At 65.3% G+C, this 15277-nt stretch carries 11 protein-coding genes; 4 read left to right on the top strand and 7 right to left on the bottom strand.

The window, feature by feature from the left end:
• Positions 1–669: NAD(P)(+) transhydrogenase (Re/Si-specific) subunit beta (locus IT350_14415; protein MCC6159240.1), on the top strand; the 669-nt coding region annotated here is incomplete at its 5' end.
• Between the two features lie 63 nt (positions 670–732).
• Here IT350_14415 and IT350_14410 read toward each other — a convergent pair.
• Positions 733–2295, bottom strand: a complete 1563-nt coding sequence (locus IT350_14410; GenBank protein ID MCC6159239.1) for an SDR family NAD(P)-dependent oxidoreductase — start codon at positions 2293–2295, stop codon at positions 733–735.
• 143 nt (positions 2296–2438) lie between these two features.
• On the opposite strand from IT350_14410, the gene IT350_14405 reads away from it, so the two are divergent.
• Positions 2439–2981: a Spy/CpxP family protein refolding chaperone gene (locus IT350_14405; protein MCC6159238.1), complete on the top strand. Its 543-nt coding sequence runs from the start codon at positions 2439–2441 to the stop codon at positions 2979–2981.
• Between the two features lie 63 nt (positions 2982–3044).
• Here the strand turns inward: IT350_14405 and IT350_14400 are convergent, their stop codons facing one another.
• The 6 genes from IT350_14400 to IT350_14375 form a co-directional block, all read right to left on the bottom strand.
• Entirely contained in the window at positions 3045–4826 is a 1782-nt protein-coding gene (locus IT350_14400; protein ID MCC6159237.1) for a zinc carboxypeptidase, read from the bottom strand.
• A 100-nt stretch (positions 4827–4926) separates the two neighbouring features.
• Positions 4927–6033 (bottom strand): response regulator, encoded by a 1107-nt coding sequence (locus IT350_14395; protein ID MCC6159236.1) that lies wholly within the window; start codon positions 6031–6033, stop codon positions 4927–4929.
• Positions 6030–6410, bottom strand: a complete 381-nt coding sequence (locus IT350_14390) for a response regulator (protein ID MCC6159235.1) — start codon at positions 6408–6410, stop codon at positions 6030–6032. Before IT350_14390 ends, IT350_14395 begins: the two co-directional genes overlap by 4 nt.
• Before the next feature lie 30 nt (positions 6411–6440).
• The gene (locus IT350_14385; GenBank protein MCC6159234.1) at positions 6441–9491 is read right to left on the bottom strand and encodes a PAS domain S-box protein; all 3051 of its coding nucleotides are present in this window, start codon (positions 9489–9491) and stop codon (positions 6441–6443) included.
• Between the two features lie 129 nt (positions 9492–9620).
• Positions 9621–11834: a von Willebrand factor type A domain-containing protein gene (locus IT350_14380; protein ID MCC6159233.1), complete on the bottom strand. Its 2214-nt coding sequence runs from the start codon at positions 11832–11834 to the stop codon at positions 9621–9623.
• A complete protein-coding gene (locus tag IT350_14375) occupies positions 11831–12337 on the bottom strand; it encodes an RNA polymerase sigma factor (protein MCC6159232.1) in 507 nt (168 codons plus the stop codon). The genes IT350_14380 and IT350_14375 overlap by 4 nt, the downstream gene beginning before the upstream one ends.
• Before the next feature lie 204 nt (positions 12338–12541).
• Here IT350_14375 and IT350_14370 point away from each other — a divergent pair, with 204 nt between their 5' ends.
• Both IT350_14370 and IT350_14365 read left to right on the top strand, forming a co-directional pair.
• On the top strand, positions 12542–14278 hold the full coding sequence (locus IT350_14370) for a M3 family oligoendopeptidase (GenBank protein MCC6159231.1): 1737 nt from the start codon (positions 12542–12544) through the stop codon (positions 14276–14278).
• 41 nt (positions 14279–14319) lie between these two features.
• Positions 14320–15249, top strand: coding sequence for an alpha/beta hydrolase (locus tag IT350_14365; protein ID MCC6159230.1), 930 nt, complete (start codon positions 14320–14322; stop codon positions 15247–15249).
• Positions 15250–15277: the final 28 nt, after the last annotated feature.

The raw sequence follows: 15277 nt of genomic DNA, 5'->3' as shown, positions 1-15277 counted from the left end.
GGATCGCTCGTCGGCTCGTCGGGCATCATCCTCACGCAGATCATGTGCAAGGCGATGAACCGCTCGCTCGCCAACGTGCTGTTCGGCGGCTTCGGCGCCACGGCGGGCGACACGAGCGGCGGCGGCGGAGAGTACAAGAATGTCCGCTCCACCGGCCCGGAAGAGGCGGCGATGATTCTCGAATCCGCCGCGCGCGTGGTGGTGGCGCCGGGTTACGGCATGGCGGTGGCGCAGGCGCAGCACGCCGTGCGCGAAATGGCCGACCTGCTCGCCAAGAAAGGCGTCGAGGTCACGTACGCGATCCATCCGGTCGCGGGGCGCATGCCCGGGCACATGAACGTGCTGCTCGCCGAAGCGAATATCCCGTACGACAAGCTGCTCGAAATGGATCAGGTCAATCCCGAGTTCAAGAACACGGATGTGGTCATCGTGCTCGGCGCGAACGACGTGGTGAACCCCGCCGCGCTCAACGACCCCAAGAGCCCCATCTTCGGCATGCCGATCCTGAACGTGCACGAGGCGCGGACGGTTTTTGTCATCAAGCGTTCGCTCGCCTCGGGTTTTGCGGGAATCCGCAACGACCTGTTCGAAGGGGAGAACACGATGATGCTCTTCGGCGACGCCAAGAAGGTGCTGATGGGAATCGTCGAGGAACTCAAGGCGTCCTGACGCCGATTTGCCGGGTGAGTGTATCGGATCGGGCGGCCTTCGGGTCGCCCTTCCGTTTTTCGGTCAGTGTTTGCCGCCCATCGCACGGTCGAAAACGAAGTTCGGCATCATCTGCCCGGCGCGCATGATCGCGTTGAGTTGCCAGGGGAACGCGTGGTGCGCTGCCTTGCGCCGTATGGCGGACGCGATTTCGCTCGCCGCCGAGTCCGCCGTCATCAGAAACGGCATCGGTGCGCGATTCCCCTCGTTGAGCGGCGTTTTCACGAAGCCGGGACACACCGTCGTGACGGCGATGCCGTACGGCGCGAGATCGACGCGGAAACTTTCGCAGAACGAACGCACGTAGGCTTTGCTGGCGGAATACACGGCGCTCTTGGGCAGGCCACGATACCCCGCGAGGCTCGCCACGCCGACAATATGGCCGAATCCCTGATCGAGCATGAATCGCGCGACCGCCGCGACGTTGTGCGTGAACGCGCCGACGTTGAGGTCGACGATGCGGTGGATGTGCTTTGCGTCGAGCGCGTAGCCGGGCGTCGGCCCCGCCGTGCCCGCGTTGGCGACGAACAGATCGAGCCGCCCGCGCTTGGCCTTGAGGACCCGCAGCGCAGCGTCGAACGCACCCGCGTTGGTCACGTCGAGTTCGAACGTGTCCACCTGCGCGCCCGTCGAACGCACCTCGTCCGCCGCGGCGGCGAGCACGTCGGTGCGCCGCGCCATTATCGCGACGCCATACCCTTCGCGGCCGAGCCGCTTCGCGAGGGCGAGGCCGATGCCGGTGGACGCTCCGGTGACAAGGGCGACGGGCGCGCCGGCCGGCGGCGTGCGTCGCGCGGGTTTGGGCGCGGGCTCGTTTACACCGAAGGGCCAGAGGCGATCTTTCATCACGAGATCGTAGAGCGCGTTCGGCGTCGCCTGCCCGAATCGGATCGACGCGGCGACGGAACGTGGCACGGCGACCCATGTCGCGCCGCGCTCGATCGCGCGGACGATCGAGTCGGCGACCTCTCCGACTTCGAGCATGAGCGGTTTGGGAGCGGGGTTGGGATCGCTCATCGGCGTATTCACCCAGCCCGGGCAGATCGTCGTGACGCCGATGCCCTTCGGCGCGAGATCGATGCGGATACCTTCGAGGAACGCGATCACCGCCGACTTGCCCGCGCAGTAGGCCGCGTTGCCGGGTAGACCGCGAAACCCCGCGAGGCTCGCGAGCCCGACGATCCGACCGCGCTTTCGCTCCAGCATGTGCGGCACGACCGCCGCGACGCTGTTCATCAACCCCGTGACGTTCACGTCGATCATGCGCTGGGCGAGATCGCCGTCGAACGCCCACGCGGGGGTGGCGACGCCGATTCCCGCCGCCGCGATAACCACGTCGATGCCGCCCGCCTCAGCCGCGAATTTCGCCGCCGCGTCGCGGATGGCGTCGAAGTCGGTGACGTCGGCGGGGAGCACGATCGCGCGTCCGCCTGATTCCGAGATCCGTGCGGCGACGGCGTCGAGTTCCTCGCGCCGCCGGGCGACGAGGCCGACGACCGCGCCGCGTTTCGCGAGCGCCATCGCCGTTTCGCGGCCGATCCCCGACGACGCGCCCGTCACGAGGGCGGTTCCGATTTTGCCCGACATGATTTCCTCCGGACTCGAAAAACCGTATCGACGCACCCCAAACGCGTCAACCGCCATATACGACCGGTTCGTTTTAACCTCACTCTTCGCCCGGTGTCCAAGATGCGAACGGGCAATCGGCCCGAACATCAAAGGAGATCGACATGAGAAACCGCACGCTGACCTTCATCGTTTTCATCGCCGCGCTTTCGCTCGCCGTCGCCGCCGGCGCGGGGCAATTCGGCAAACATCAGGGCGGGCCGGGCGCGCCGGGCGCGCGCGGTGGCGACTTCGGCCCCGGCGCGGGACTGTACCGCCTGATTCAGGACCCCGATGCCGCCAAGGCCGCGGGCATTTCGAGCGAGCAGATCGCGAAACTCAAGGAGCTGCTGCCCAAACACCGGGAGGAGATGAAGGCGCTGGCCACCAAGACCTGCGACGCCCGCGACGACTTCCGCGAGTTGATGGAGAGCGGCAAGGCCGACGAGGCGTCATTGCGCGCCGCCGCGAAGGACCTGACCGACGCGCAGGCCGAGCGCCTGGACATGGTCATCACGCATCATGTGGAAATCGCGAAGATCCTGACTGCGGAGCAGATGGCGAAGGTGCGCGAAATGGCGCCGCCGCGCGGCCGGGGACAGGAGCGTGGACAGGGCCGTGGCCCGGGGCCGAACGCGGGCCCCGACGACGATCCGCTGTTCGACTGATTCACGAACTCGAGTTTCGATGAACCCCGCCGACCGCGCGTCGGCGGGATTTTCATGGCGGCGTCAGCAGCCGCACCCCGAGCCGCTGTCGTTCGTTTCTCCCGCCGCGGATTCCGGAATGTCGTCGGTATCGTCGTCGGATGTATCCGGAGTCGTATCATCATCGTCGTCGGCGTCGTCATCGGGAAACCACGTGTCGTCGTCGTCCGCATCGTCGTCTGCATCGTCGTCGGTGTCGTCATCGGACGGAACCGTGGTGGTGGTCGTCGTCGTCGGGACCGTGGTGGTGGTCGGCGCGGTGGTGGTTGTTGTCGATGTGGTGGTCGTCGAGGTCGTGGGTCCGGTCGGCAACGGGGCATCCACGGTGACGGAGATCGGACCGAACTCGCGGTGCAGCGACGGGTTGTTCGACGTGAACTTGACCTTGTACCAATAGGTGTAGGTCGCGCTGGAGGCATCATTCGCCGCGGTCGCTGGGCCGTCCTGAAGCTCGTAGCCGTCCGCTCCCGTTGCGATGAGCCCCGACGTCATCGAGATGTACGTGCCGTCCTCGGCGTCGGAGCGCAGCACCTCGTATCCCGCGCCGTTCGTTTCCACGATCGGCGCCCAGACAACCTTGGCGGCGTCTCCCAGAGACTCGCCTTCGAAGAGCCACAGGCCGCAGTTGAGCGCCATCGACGGATCGCCGGCGAGCCCGGCCGCCATCTCCATCGCGGGGAAGTTGAGGAAGTACGTGATGTCGAAGATGTCGTCCGGGGGATAGAACCCGTAGTCGGTGTTCGAGACCTCGAAGGTGAACGCGAAGAGCCCGAGCGCGCCGTAGGCCCAATCCACCGTGTCGCCGGAGATGGGGTAGAGGCTGCTGCCCGGGCCCGTGGTGTAACCGTTGGAGTCGCGGAAGCGCGCGGCCATCGCCTGAAAGATCGACAGATCCGTCGCGTCGCCGATCGGCGTCGCGGTGTAGCCCCACGGGTACAGGATCATGTTGCCGAACGTGTGCAGCGAGATGAGCGTGGTGATGTTGGTGTGCGCTTCGAGGAACGCTTTCGTCAGCGACGTCTCCGGCTCCGAAAAAGCCGACGGGCCGCGATAGACCTCGGAGCATGGGTCGCCCGACGATCCCTGGTCGAGGCCCCATTGGTAGCCGTAGTTGCGATTGGTGTCGACGCCCCAGCACTCCGCGGGCTCGCCGGCGTTCTGTCGGCGATTCTTGCGCCAGTACACAAGATCCTGCGCCTCGTCGTAGGCCGCGCCGTCCGGGTTGTGGCGCGGGATGACGAAGATTTCGCGCTCGTTCACGAGCCACTCGGTATAGGGGTCGGTCTCGTAGCTCTCCAGCAGCCGCCCGATGGTTTCGAGCGCGAGTTCGGACGAGAGCGGCTCGCGCGCGTGATGGCGCGCCAGAAGCACGAACCCCGGCTCATCCTCGTCGGTGTCGGCGTTGTCGCTGATCTTCAACACACGGATCGGACGCCCCTCGACGGAATCGCCCAGCGAAAAGACGTGAAGGATGTCGGGATAATCCGCGGCCCAGCCGTCGATGAGATCATCGGTCTCCTCGCCGTCGTGGTAATCGACCATGTTCGCGGGGAAGTCGACCTGCGTGTAATCGACCGCGTAGCCCATCGACTGCAACAGACGCACGTCGTCGATCGTCGCCACCAGCTTCGCGATCCCGTTCGCGAGATCGACGCCCTCGAGATCGAATCCCATGCGCGCGATCTCGCCACGTTCGGCACGGCTCGGGGCGTGGACATCGACATGAAAAAGCTGGGGAGCGGAGTCGGCGGACGCAATCGAAATCGCCGCCATCGACATGAATACCGCGATGAAAATTCGGGGCATGGCCTTCCCGCGAACCGGAGGAGATCCGGGTAAATCGCCGCTCAGCCTAGGCTTGCGCCCGGCATTTCGCAAGGGAAACGCGCCGCTTGGCGCCCGCGCATCACGTTCCCTGACGCCACTCGTCGAAAAGGTCGGCCCGCGTGGTCGAATAGCGCCCGTGGATGTCGCGGATGATGTCGAGCCCATCCAGAAACGCGTCCACGATGCGCGGGTCGAAGTGTCGGCCCCGCTCGTCGCGCACATACGCCACGCACTCGTCGATCTCGTACGCGCGCTTGTAGCTGCGCTCGGTGCTCAGGGCGTCGAACACGTCGGCGAGCGCGGTGATGCGCGCCGCGAGCGGAATGTCCTCGCCGGCGAGCCCGACGGGATAGCCGGACCCGTCCCACCGTTCATGGTGCGCGCGCGCGATGACCTCGGCGTAGCGGATGAGATCGACGCTGGATTTTTCGAGGATCTTGCCGCCGATCATCGTGTGGCGGCGCATGATCTGTTCCTCTTCATCCGTGAGATCGCCGGGTTTGAGCAGGATGTGATCGGGGATGCCGATCTTGCCGATGTCGTGCATCGGCGACGAGTAGAGGATCGCCTCGCAGGTGGCTTCGTCGAGTCCGAGCAGCCGCGCGATCGCCCGCGAGTAGTGGCTGACGCGAAGCACGTGCGTGAATGTCTCCCCGTCCTTGTACTCCGCTGCGCGGGACAGGCGCAGGATCGTGTCGAGCGACGCGGTCTTCACGGTCGACAGCGCCTTCTCCAGTTCGCGCGTGCGCCGCTCGACGGCGACCTCGAGCTCCCGCTGGTACGCTTTCATGTGGTCGTTGTACGCCTTGACCTTGAGCAGCGAACGCACCCGCGCACGCAGTTCGAGCTGATCGACCGGTTTGCCCAGGAAGTCATCGGCCCCGAGGTTGTACGCCTCGACGCGGTCCTGCGTGCCGCCGAGCGCCGTCACCACCACCACGGGAATCCCGCGCGTCTCTTCGCTCTCCTTGAGGCGGCGCAGGACGCGAAAGCCGTCCATGCGGGGCATCATGATGTCGAGCAAAATGAGATCGGAGCGAAGGTCGGCGACGCGCTCCAGCGCTTCGGCTCCGTCGCGCGCGGTTGTCACGTCGTACCCGAACGGCGAAAGCATCGCCTCGAAGATTTCCCGATTCACCTCTTCGTCGTCGACGACCAGAATGCGTTGTCGGGCATTTTCCGTCATGACGTCCCGCGTTTCAGGTACTCTGCGATTTTCGCGGGAAAGCGGTTGGCGTCAATCGGCTTGGCGATATACCCCGCGCAGCCCGCGTCGAGCGCCTTGCGTTCGTCGCCGAGCATGGCGTGGGCGGTGAGGGCGACGACGGGGATGTCGCGCGTGCGAGGGTCTTCTTTGAGCAGACGAACGGCCGTCAACCCGTCAATGCGCGGCAGGGCGAGATCCATGAGGATGAGATCGGGGCGTTTTTCGCGCGCCATTTCGATGCCGGTTTCCGCATCGATCGCCTGAACGACCGCGTAGCCGGCGATCTCGAGCAAGTCGGTCGTCAGCATCATGTTCAGGTCGTTGTCCTCGATGACGAGGATCGTCGCGCGCGTCATCGTCGCCTCACGTCTCCGCTTCGCGCCGTTTCAGGTTTCCGGATTTTGTCGCTTCAGGCTCCGCGCCTTCGCCAGCTCCTCCAGAAGATCGGTTTGCCTCGGCTTCGGCGTCACGGCCTGGACGCGACGGCCCAGTCGCGCCCGGTCGTCCGCCGAAAGGGTCATCGCCGTGTAAACGACGACCGGCACGTCCTTCATGCGGGGATCGGCCTGAAGTCGGTCCACCACGTCGAAGCCGCTCATGCCCGGCATCATCAGATCGAGAATGATGACGTCGGGGGGGGCGCGCCGCGCCGAATCGAGGCACTGCGCGCCGCCGTTCACGCCTTCCACTTCGTATCCCTCGCCGGTGAACAGCGCCGTCAGGCATTCGACCGTGGCGGGATCGTCGTCCGTCACCAGCACGCGCAGCGTTTCGCGTCCGTTCGCGACGCAGAGCCGGCGAAGCGTGTCGAGCAGTCTCTTCTCGTCCACCGGTTTCACGAACCACTCGGCGACGCCCAGCGTAAACGCGAGCTGATTTTTTTCCGTCACCGAAACCACGACGATGGGAATGTCCGACGTCGCGGGGTCGGCTTTCAGGCTGGCGAGCACGCCCATCCCGTCGATCCGCGGCAGCATCATGTCGAGCGTCACGGCATCGGGATTCAGTTCGCGGGCCAGGCGCAGAGCTTCCTCGCCGTCGCGCGCGACGGCCACGCGATACCCGCCCGTCGTGATGTACTGCGTGAGCAGTTCGCGCGCGTTGGGATCATCCTCGACAATCAGCACAAGGGGCGTTTTATCACGCCGGTGCGCTCGGACGTGGCGGTCGTTTCGCGACGACGTCACCATGGGCAGGGCCGATTCGACGATGGGGATGGCGAATTCGAACGTCGCGCCGCGACCGCGCCCCGGGCTCGTCACCTCGATGCGTCCGCCGTGGAGTTCGACGAGCTTCTTCGTCAGCGCGAGGCCGAGCCCGGTGCCTTCGCGTTCGCGTGCGCGGGAACCGTCGATCTGTTCGAACGCCCCCCAGACTCGTTCCAGATCGGCCGCCTCGATTCCGACTCCCGAATCGCTCACCCGGACGCGAAAGTCCGCGCGACTCCGATCCACCTCGACGGCGACCGTGCCGCCGTCCGGCGTGAACTTCACGGCGTTCGACAGCAGGTTGTACATGATCTGCTTGATCTTGCGTTCGTCGACCATCATGCGCAGGTCGCGAATCGATTCATCGACGCGCAGGTCAAGACGAACTCCGTGAACCTGTGCCTTCTCTCGGACGATGAGCAGGCTCGATTCGACGATCCGCGCGACGTCCGTGGATTCGAGGTCGAGACTCATCTTGCCGGCTTCGACCTTGGACAGGTCGAGGATGTCATTGATGAGCTGGAGCAGGTGCCAACCGGACTGTTCGATGCCCTGGAGGTAGCGCGTCTGCTTCTCGGTGAGATCGCCGAAGGTGCGATTCTCCAGAATCTGTGAAAAACCGATGATGGCGTTGAGCGGCGTTCGCAGCTCGTGGCTCATGTTGGCGAGAAATTCGCTCTTCGTGCGATTCGCCGTCTCCGCCGCCTCCTTGGCCTGGCGGATCAGCTCCTCGGCTTCCCGTCGTCTCGTGATGTCGCGCGCGGTGGCGAAGATGAGTTCGCGCTTCGGATCTCCGACCGAATTCCACGACAACCATCGGATCGAGCCGTCTTTGGCGAGGTAGCGATTGTCGAAGCCGATCACGACCTCGCCGCGGGCGAGTCCCGCCATGGCCTCCTTTGTCGACTCGACATCGTCGGGATGCACGCGATCGAGGAACGGTCGCGACATGAGTTCGTCGGCGGTCCAACCCAGACTCGCGGTCCATGAAGGGCTGAGACGGCGGAAATACCCGGTGAAATCCGCGATGCATGGCATGTCGATGGCGAGGGCGAAGAACTGGTCGAGTTCCTCTCGGGCCTGCTTTCGCTCGGTGATGTCCTCCGAAATGCCGAGCAGGTAGGTCGGATGACCCTGATCGTCGGTGATGGGGATCTTTTTGGTGTGGAGCGTGCGCGTGCCGCGCGCCCTCGTGTGAATCGGCTCCTCGGCAATGTCCACCAGCACGCCGTTGTCGAGCACCTCGCGGTCCTTGGCGGTGAAAAAATCCGCCTCGTCGCGCGGGACGAAGTCGTAGTCGTTTTTTCCCATCAGGTCCGTGCGCGCGAACCCCAGCAGATCCTCGCCGGCCTTGTTGAAGCGCACGAAGCGAAGCTCGGCCGCGTCCTTCACGAAGATCATGTCCGGGATGTTTTCGACGACCGAATCGAGAAAACGGTTGGTCGATCGAAGCGCCTCTTCCACCGCCTTGCGGTCGGTGATGTCGCGGCCGACCGCATGAACGGCCTCGACCTCTCCGCCTGCGCGATAGTCGACGGTGAGGGTCCAGAGAATGTCGAACGCGCGTCCGTCGGCGTGAACGACGCGGTTCTCATAGGACCGCCCCCGCTGGCCCCGGGCCACGAGGTCCCGAAAATCGTCTCCGGATCGGGGGCGATCGTCGGGATGCACGAAGTCGAAGATGTGGCGGCCGACGCATTCGGCGGGGTCGACCCCCAGGAATCGGTTGGCGCTGTCGTTGACGTAGCTGATGACGCCTTCGCCCCCGACCGCGATCACGAGATCCTCGGTGTGCTCGACGAAGCGTCGGTAGCGCTCTTCGCTGCGACGCAGCTTCTCGGCGGCTTCCAGATCCTCCCGGATATCGGCGATGACGACGGCGAGAAGGCGGTCTCCGAGAGGGACGGTGTCCAGCTTGTACCACCCCGGGAGCGCGGACTCCGGATCGAACGAAAACAACGGAACTTCGATCGCCTCCCCGTTCACGCCCGCGGTCCACAGCCGCGCGAGGAGATCGCGCAACGCGTCGCTAGGTTCGCCGCCCACCGCCGAGAGCAACGGTTTTCCGACGGCGGAAGCCAGATCGAACGGTGAGCGTTGGAGGGCCTCGCGGTTTGCGTGGATGAGCTTCAAGTCACCCGGGTCATCGCCGCGCGCCTCGAGCAACACCACGCCATGCGGGAACGACTCGACGAGTCGCCGAAACAGGTCGTGTTGGCCATCGGTCATGACCGACCTTTCCGGAGTGTTGGGGATATGCGCCCACGCTACAACATATTCACGACGAGTGAAAAGAAAAAAGTGAAAAATGGGCCCGACGCAGTGCGTCAGGCCCTGCGGACCCCGGATTTTCGGCGTCTAGCGCCACCAACGACCGATCAGGTCGACGAATTCGTATCGGGCTTCGTCGTCGACATCTCCGATCGCACCGGCTGCAAGGTTTCGCGATTGGGTGTCCGTCCACGATCCGACGGAATTCGGGTCGCGCAACCACATGCCGTAAGCCGCCACCGCGGCGACCCAGCGCATGTCGTCGGTCGATTCGGCGAGCGGGCGGCCGTCGTCGACGAAGGGCACGGCGAACTCCCGCGCGCCGTCGCCGTTCGAGGGCTGATATCGCACCTTCACGTAGAACGACTCCGGGCTCGCGGACTCGATAGCCCGATCCGGCGACGGTGTGGGCGACCGGTAACGCAGCTCGGGCGGCGCACCGATCGTGCCGCCGCGCGGCACGAGTTCGTACAGCGCCGTGACCGTGTGACCGTAACCGACATCGCCGGCATCCTTGCGGTCGTCGGCGAAATCCCGCGAGGCCAGCGCGCGGTTTTCGTAACCGATCAGGCGATACGCCTCGACCATGGCGGGATTGAACTCCACCTGCACCTTCACATCGTGCGCGGCGGTAATGAGCGTCGCCCCCGCGGCCTGCACCAGCACGCGTTCGGCGTCGGTGCGTGACCCGATGAACGCATAGTTGCCGTCGGAGCGGTCCGCGATCGCCTCGAGCCGGGCATCCTTGAGGTTGTCCGAGCCGAATCCCAGCACGGTCAGATCGACGCCCTTGGCCGCGTTGGCGCGGACCATCTCGATGAGCGACCCCGTGTCGGTCACGCCGACGTTGAAATCGCCGTCCGTCGCCAGCATCACGCGGTTCACGCCGCCGGGAATGTGGTTGTGCCACGCGAGGGAATAGGCGAGTTCGAGCCCCGCCGAGCCGTGCGTGTTGCCCGACGCGCGCAGGTTTTGCAGCGCGCGAAGAATCGCGTCGCGGTTGTTGCCGGAGGTGGAGGGCAGGGCGACGCCGCTTTCGCCCGCATAGGTGACGATGGCGATGCGGTCCTTCCAACGCATCTGGTTCACGAGCCGCGAGAACGATTCGATTGCGAGCGGCAGTTTGTTCGGCCCCTTCATCGACCCCGACACGTCGATGAGCAGCACGAGATTGAGCGCGGGCCACTCGGCGGGCGTGATTGGCCGCGTGGCCAGCGCAATGCGCGCGAGGCGATGATTGGCGTTCCAGGGGGCGGCCGCGGCCTCGGCGAGCACCGTGAAGTCTTGGCCGCGCCCGGGCGCGGGGATGTCGTATCGGAATGCGTTGATGAGTTCCTCGATGCGTACCGCATCGACGGGCGGCCGGCGGCCTTCGGACAGGTATTTCTTCACAACCGAATAGGACGCGGTGTCGACATCGACGCCGAACGTGGACAGGGGGCGTTCGGCGACGCGTTCGAAACCCGCGTCGAACCGGAATCCGAACTCGTTGCGATCGGGGCGGACGAGGAGCGGCCCCTCGGCGTACTCCTGTTCGCGAGCCGCAACACCGCCAGAACGTCCGTGACCCAGGGTGCCGTATCCCAACCCACCGCCGCCGCCATGCGCTTGGCGTGCGGTCCGCAAGTGATTCGAAACATCGTCGCCGGCTTTCGGCGAGGCATCCGAGACGCTCCAAGCACCGGCGGAGGGTTCCGACGGCCCGGATTCGGCGACGGTCCCGATCTTGCCGAGGCTTGCGGACGAGTCCTTCTTTTCTCCGCCGAAGCCGCCGACCAACGCGTCGTTCGCGCGATCGGCTTCGCCACGGGGCGCGGCGCCTTCAAGGCGGGAACTGGTGCGGGAGTCGAAGTTGTCCGCGAGCGGCGTGACGACCTTGACCGACTTCGCCCCCGCGCTTTCTTCGACCGGCTTGCTCGGCACAACTGCCAAATCCGAGTCGACAATCACCGATGCGTTTTTTCGTGGGACGATCGCCTTGTAGAAATCCCGATCGATTTCGCGCGATCCGTCGTCCGCCACGGTCGGAGATTGGCCGCCGGCGCTCGGAACGACGATCTCGGCTTCCTGCCCCGTCGGTCCGATCTCGGCGAACTTCCAGACGAACGCCACCGCAAAAACGGCGACGGCCGCCGCGGCGAACCCCCGCCGCCACGTGGACCATCGCGTTGATCGCTCCCGAGGTTCGGCCAACGCGGCCTTGGCGAGCGAATCGAGCAGCTCGGCGCGCGGTTCACGGGACGCGTAGTGGTCGCGTACGTGGTCGTCGATGGGTTTTTCGTGGGGTTCGAAGGGGGTCATTGCGCCGCCTCCCGTGGCTCGCCGTGGCACATGGCGGAGAGTTTTTGTTTCGCCCGAAAAATCAGGGACAGGACCGTCCCGCGCGTGCGGCCCGTGAGCTTGGCGATCTCGGCCGCGGTGTGTCCTTCGACGCATTGCAGATAAACCGCTTCGCGTTCGTCGGGCCGAAGGCCGCCCAGCGCCGCCTCGATCTGAGCCGAGGTCGCCAGCACGGTTTCGTTGCCGGGATCGACACCGGCGATGCGCTCGACGACCGACTCGTCCCACAGAGCGAAGGGCGCGACGCTGGACCTGCGTCGCTCGTCGATGAAGATGCGGCGAATCGTGACAAACAGCGGTCCGGGCTCGACCGGCGACCCGGCGCGCAGGAGCCGCATCCAGCCTTCCTGCAGAAGATCCTCGGCCGCGCTCGGTTCGTGGCAAAGGGCGAGGGCGTAGCGAAATCCCCGCCGCGCCAGGTCGCGCACATCTCGGTCGTCGGCGTCGGAAACCGGTTCGGGCACTTCAACTCCCGCGTACGTGTTCGGAGCCCGCGTACGTGTTTGGGGTCTGCGTACGTGTTCGGGCCTCATCACGAATACGAGCGAGGCGTCCGTCTGATTGCATTGGCCGGGGGCATCCCGTATTTTTTTGGCCCGGGGCATCCCGCATTTTTTTCGGGCTCTCCCGCCCGGGAACGCGGATCACTTGATGAAGGAAACACGGACATGACATCTAGCGACACGATCGCGCGCGGCGAAGTTCCGAATCTGCCCACCGATCCCGAAATATTCGCAACCTCGCCGTGGGAACCCGTGCAGGGTGCGTTTCGTGCCCTCGCCGCGGCCAAGCTCGACGCATCGACGTTGAGCGCGTGGCTCGACGATTGGACGCGCCTGCACGCCCTGATCGACGAGACTTACAACGTCCTGGCCGTCGCCGCCGCCTGCGACACCGAGAACACCGAAAAAGAGAAGCGCTATCAACAATACGTCGAGCGCATTCAATTGCCCGCGCAGGCCGAGGCTGACGCGCTCAAGAGAAAGCTCGTCGAAAGCGGTCTCGCGCCCGAGGGTTTCACGGTTCCATTGCGCCAGATGCGGGCCGATATCGAGATCTTTCGCGAGGCGAACCAGCCGCTGAAGGTGAAGGAGCACGAACTGCGCCAGCGCTATCGCAAGATCACCGGCGCGCAGATGGTGGAATGGGACGGCGAACGAAAGACCGTGGCGCAGCTCGGCCCGGTGCTGCAGGAGACGGACCGCGCGCGGCGCGAAGCCGCGTGGCGCGCCCAGATGACGCGGTGGCTGCAGGATCGCGACGCCATCGACGCGTTGTGGGCCGAGTTCTTGGACGTGCGTCTGCCGATGGCGGCCAACGCGGGATTCGCGAACTACCGCGACTACGCGTGGAAGGTGATGGGTCGATTCGATTATTCCCCGGCGGACTGCGCCGCGTTTCGCGACGCGATCGAACAGACGGTCGTCCCTGCGGCGCGGCGCATCTACGCGAAGCGCCGTGCGCGGCTCGGCGTCGATCGGCTGCGCCCGTGGGATCTGAATGTGGAAATTCGCGGGAGTGAACCGCTGCGGCCGTTTGCGAACGGTACCCAGTTGGAGGAGCGAGCCGCGACGATCTTCGAACGGCTCGATCCGGTGCTCGGCGGATACTTCGGGGCCATGCGCGCCGAGGGATTGCTCGATCTCGAAAACCGCGAGGGGAAAGCGCCGGGCGGTTTTTGCACCGGCTTCGATCAGCGCCGCCGCCCGTTCATCCTCATGAACGCGGTGGGCATCCACAACGACGTGCAGACCATGTTGCACGAGGCGGGGCACGCGTTTCACGCATTTGAGGTCTACCGCCTGCCGCACCACCAGCGCTGGGCCGCGCCGATGGAGTTTTGCGAGGTCGCGTCGATGAGCATGGAGCTGCTCGCCGCGCCGTGCCTTTCCGCGCCGGGGGCATTTTACTCCGACGCCGATGCGGCCCGGGCGCGCATCGAACATCTCGAGGAGATCGTGCTCTTCTGGCCGTACATGGCGGTCGTCGATGCGTTTCAGCACTGGGTATACGAGCACCCCGCCGATGCGCGGGATGCGCGGCGTTGCGACGCAATGTGGGCCGGACTGTGGGCGCGGTTCATGGACGGCGTGGACTGGACGGATCTGGAAACCGAAGCGGCGACGGGCTGGCACCGCAAGCTGCACATTCACCTGTATCCGTTCTATTACGTGGAGTACGGGCTCGCGCAGCTTGGGGCGGTGCAGGTGTTCGGCAATTCGCTCGCCGATCCCACGCGCGCGCTGGCGGGCTACAAGCGGGCGCTGGCGATCGGGGCGGGCACGCTGCCCGAGCTCTTCGCCGCGGCTGACGTGAAGTTCGCGTTCGACGCGCGGACGCTGGGCGCGGCGGTGAATCTGGTGGAACAGGCGATGGATTCGCTCGAGGGCGCGGCGTCTGTCTGACGGGCCAATTTGGATTTTGATGATCAAGGAGAATCGGACCGATGATCTCGATCGATGTCCCCATTGAGGAATTCACCGTCACGAGCGCCGACGGCACGCGGATTCAGGCGTATCGTTGCGGCGCGGGACCGCACAAATGGCTGTTGCCGCCCGGAATGGGCACGCCGCTGTCGTGCTGGAAATATCTCTTCGAGTTCTTTTGCGAGAAAATGACGATCGTGACGTGGGAGCCGCGCGGGTGTTACCGATCCGAGAAGCCGCGCGACATCTCGCGCCTCGCCGTGGACGATCACGTCGAGGATGCGCTGGAGGTCGTGCGCGGCGCGGGGTGGGATCGCGAGCGGTTCGTCACCGGCGGCTGGAGCATGGGCGTCGAGCTCGGTCTAGAGATTTACCATCATCTGCCGCGCAATGTGATCGCCCTCGTGCTCATCAACGGCGCGTTCGAGCACGTGCTCAAGACCGCGTTCGGCCTGCCCAAGGCCGACGTGTTCTTCCGCGCGCTCGCGCAGGGGCTCTACCGCGCCGGCCCGCTTCTCGCCGACCTTCCCGGATGGCTGCTCACGCAGCCGTGGTCGATGAACCTCATCAAGTCGCTGCGTCTGGTGAGCGCGAACGAAAATTTCTTCGCCGAGGTCGCGACCGACTTCAAGGATCTCGACTTCCCGACGTACTTCCTGATGATCAAGCGACTCGACGAACATTCGTCGCGGCCGATTCTCACCACGGTGCGCGTGCCGACCCTCATCACGGCCGGAACTGCGGACAAGATGACGCCGGCTCGGGTGTCCGAGGAGATGCACGCGGATATCGCCGGCAGCGAACTGTTTCTGATTCCCAACGGAACGCACTACGCGACGCTCGAATACCCCGAGATCGTCAATTTGCGCCTCGAACACTTCTTCCGGCGTCGCGTATTTTCCGCCACGTGGGATGCGCCCGGCGGAGAGCGGGGCGTCGGAGCGGCCTGATCGTCGAGGACGCCGCGGCCTGAAGGTC

The sequence above is a fragment of the Deltaproteobacteria bacterium genome (assembly GCA_020845895.1).
GTDB lineage: Bacteria > Lernaellota > Lernaellaia > JACKCT01 > JACKCT01 > JADLEX01.
The sequence above is the reverse complement of the archived record's forward strand: the minus strand, read 5'-3'. Positions and strand labels throughout refer to the sequence as shown.

Excerpts from the sequence above, each read along its gene's own strand:
- IT350_14405 (MCC6159238.1), top strand. The coding sequence starts at position 2,439 with ATGAGAAACCGCACGCTGACCTTCATCGTTTTCATCGCCGCGCTTTCG.
- IT350_14390 (MCC6159235.1), bottom strand. The coding sequence starts at position 6,410 with ATGACGCGCGCGACGATCCTCGTCATCGAGGACAACGACCTGAACATG.
- IT350_14370 (MCC6159231.1), top strand. The coding sequence starts at position 12,542 with ATGACATCTAGCGACACGATCGCGCGCGGCGAAGTTCCGAATCTGCCC.
- IT350_14385 (MCC6159234.1), bottom strand. The coding sequence starts at position 9,491 with ATGACCGATGGCCAACACGACCTGTTTCGGCGACTCGTCGAGTCGTTC.
- IT350_14400 (MCC6159237.1), bottom strand. The coding sequence starts at position 4,826 with ATGCCCCGAATTTTCATCGCGGTATTCATGTCGATGGCGGCGATTTCG.
- IT350_14395 (MCC6159236.1), bottom strand. The coding sequence starts at position 6,033 with ATGACGGAAAATGCCCGACAACGCATTCTGGTCGTCGACGACGAAGAG.
- IT350_14380 (MCC6159233.1), bottom strand. The coding sequence starts at position 11,834 with ATGACCCCCTTCGAACCCCACGAAAAACCCATCGACGACCACGTACGC.
- IT350_14365 (MCC6159230.1), top strand. The coding sequence starts at position 14,320 with ATGATCTCGATCGATGTCCCCATTGAGGAATTCACCGTCACGAGCGCC.
- IT350_14410 (MCC6159239.1), bottom strand. The coding sequence starts at position 2,295 with ATGTCGGGCAAAATCGGAACCGCCCTCGTGACGGGCGCGTCGTCGGGG.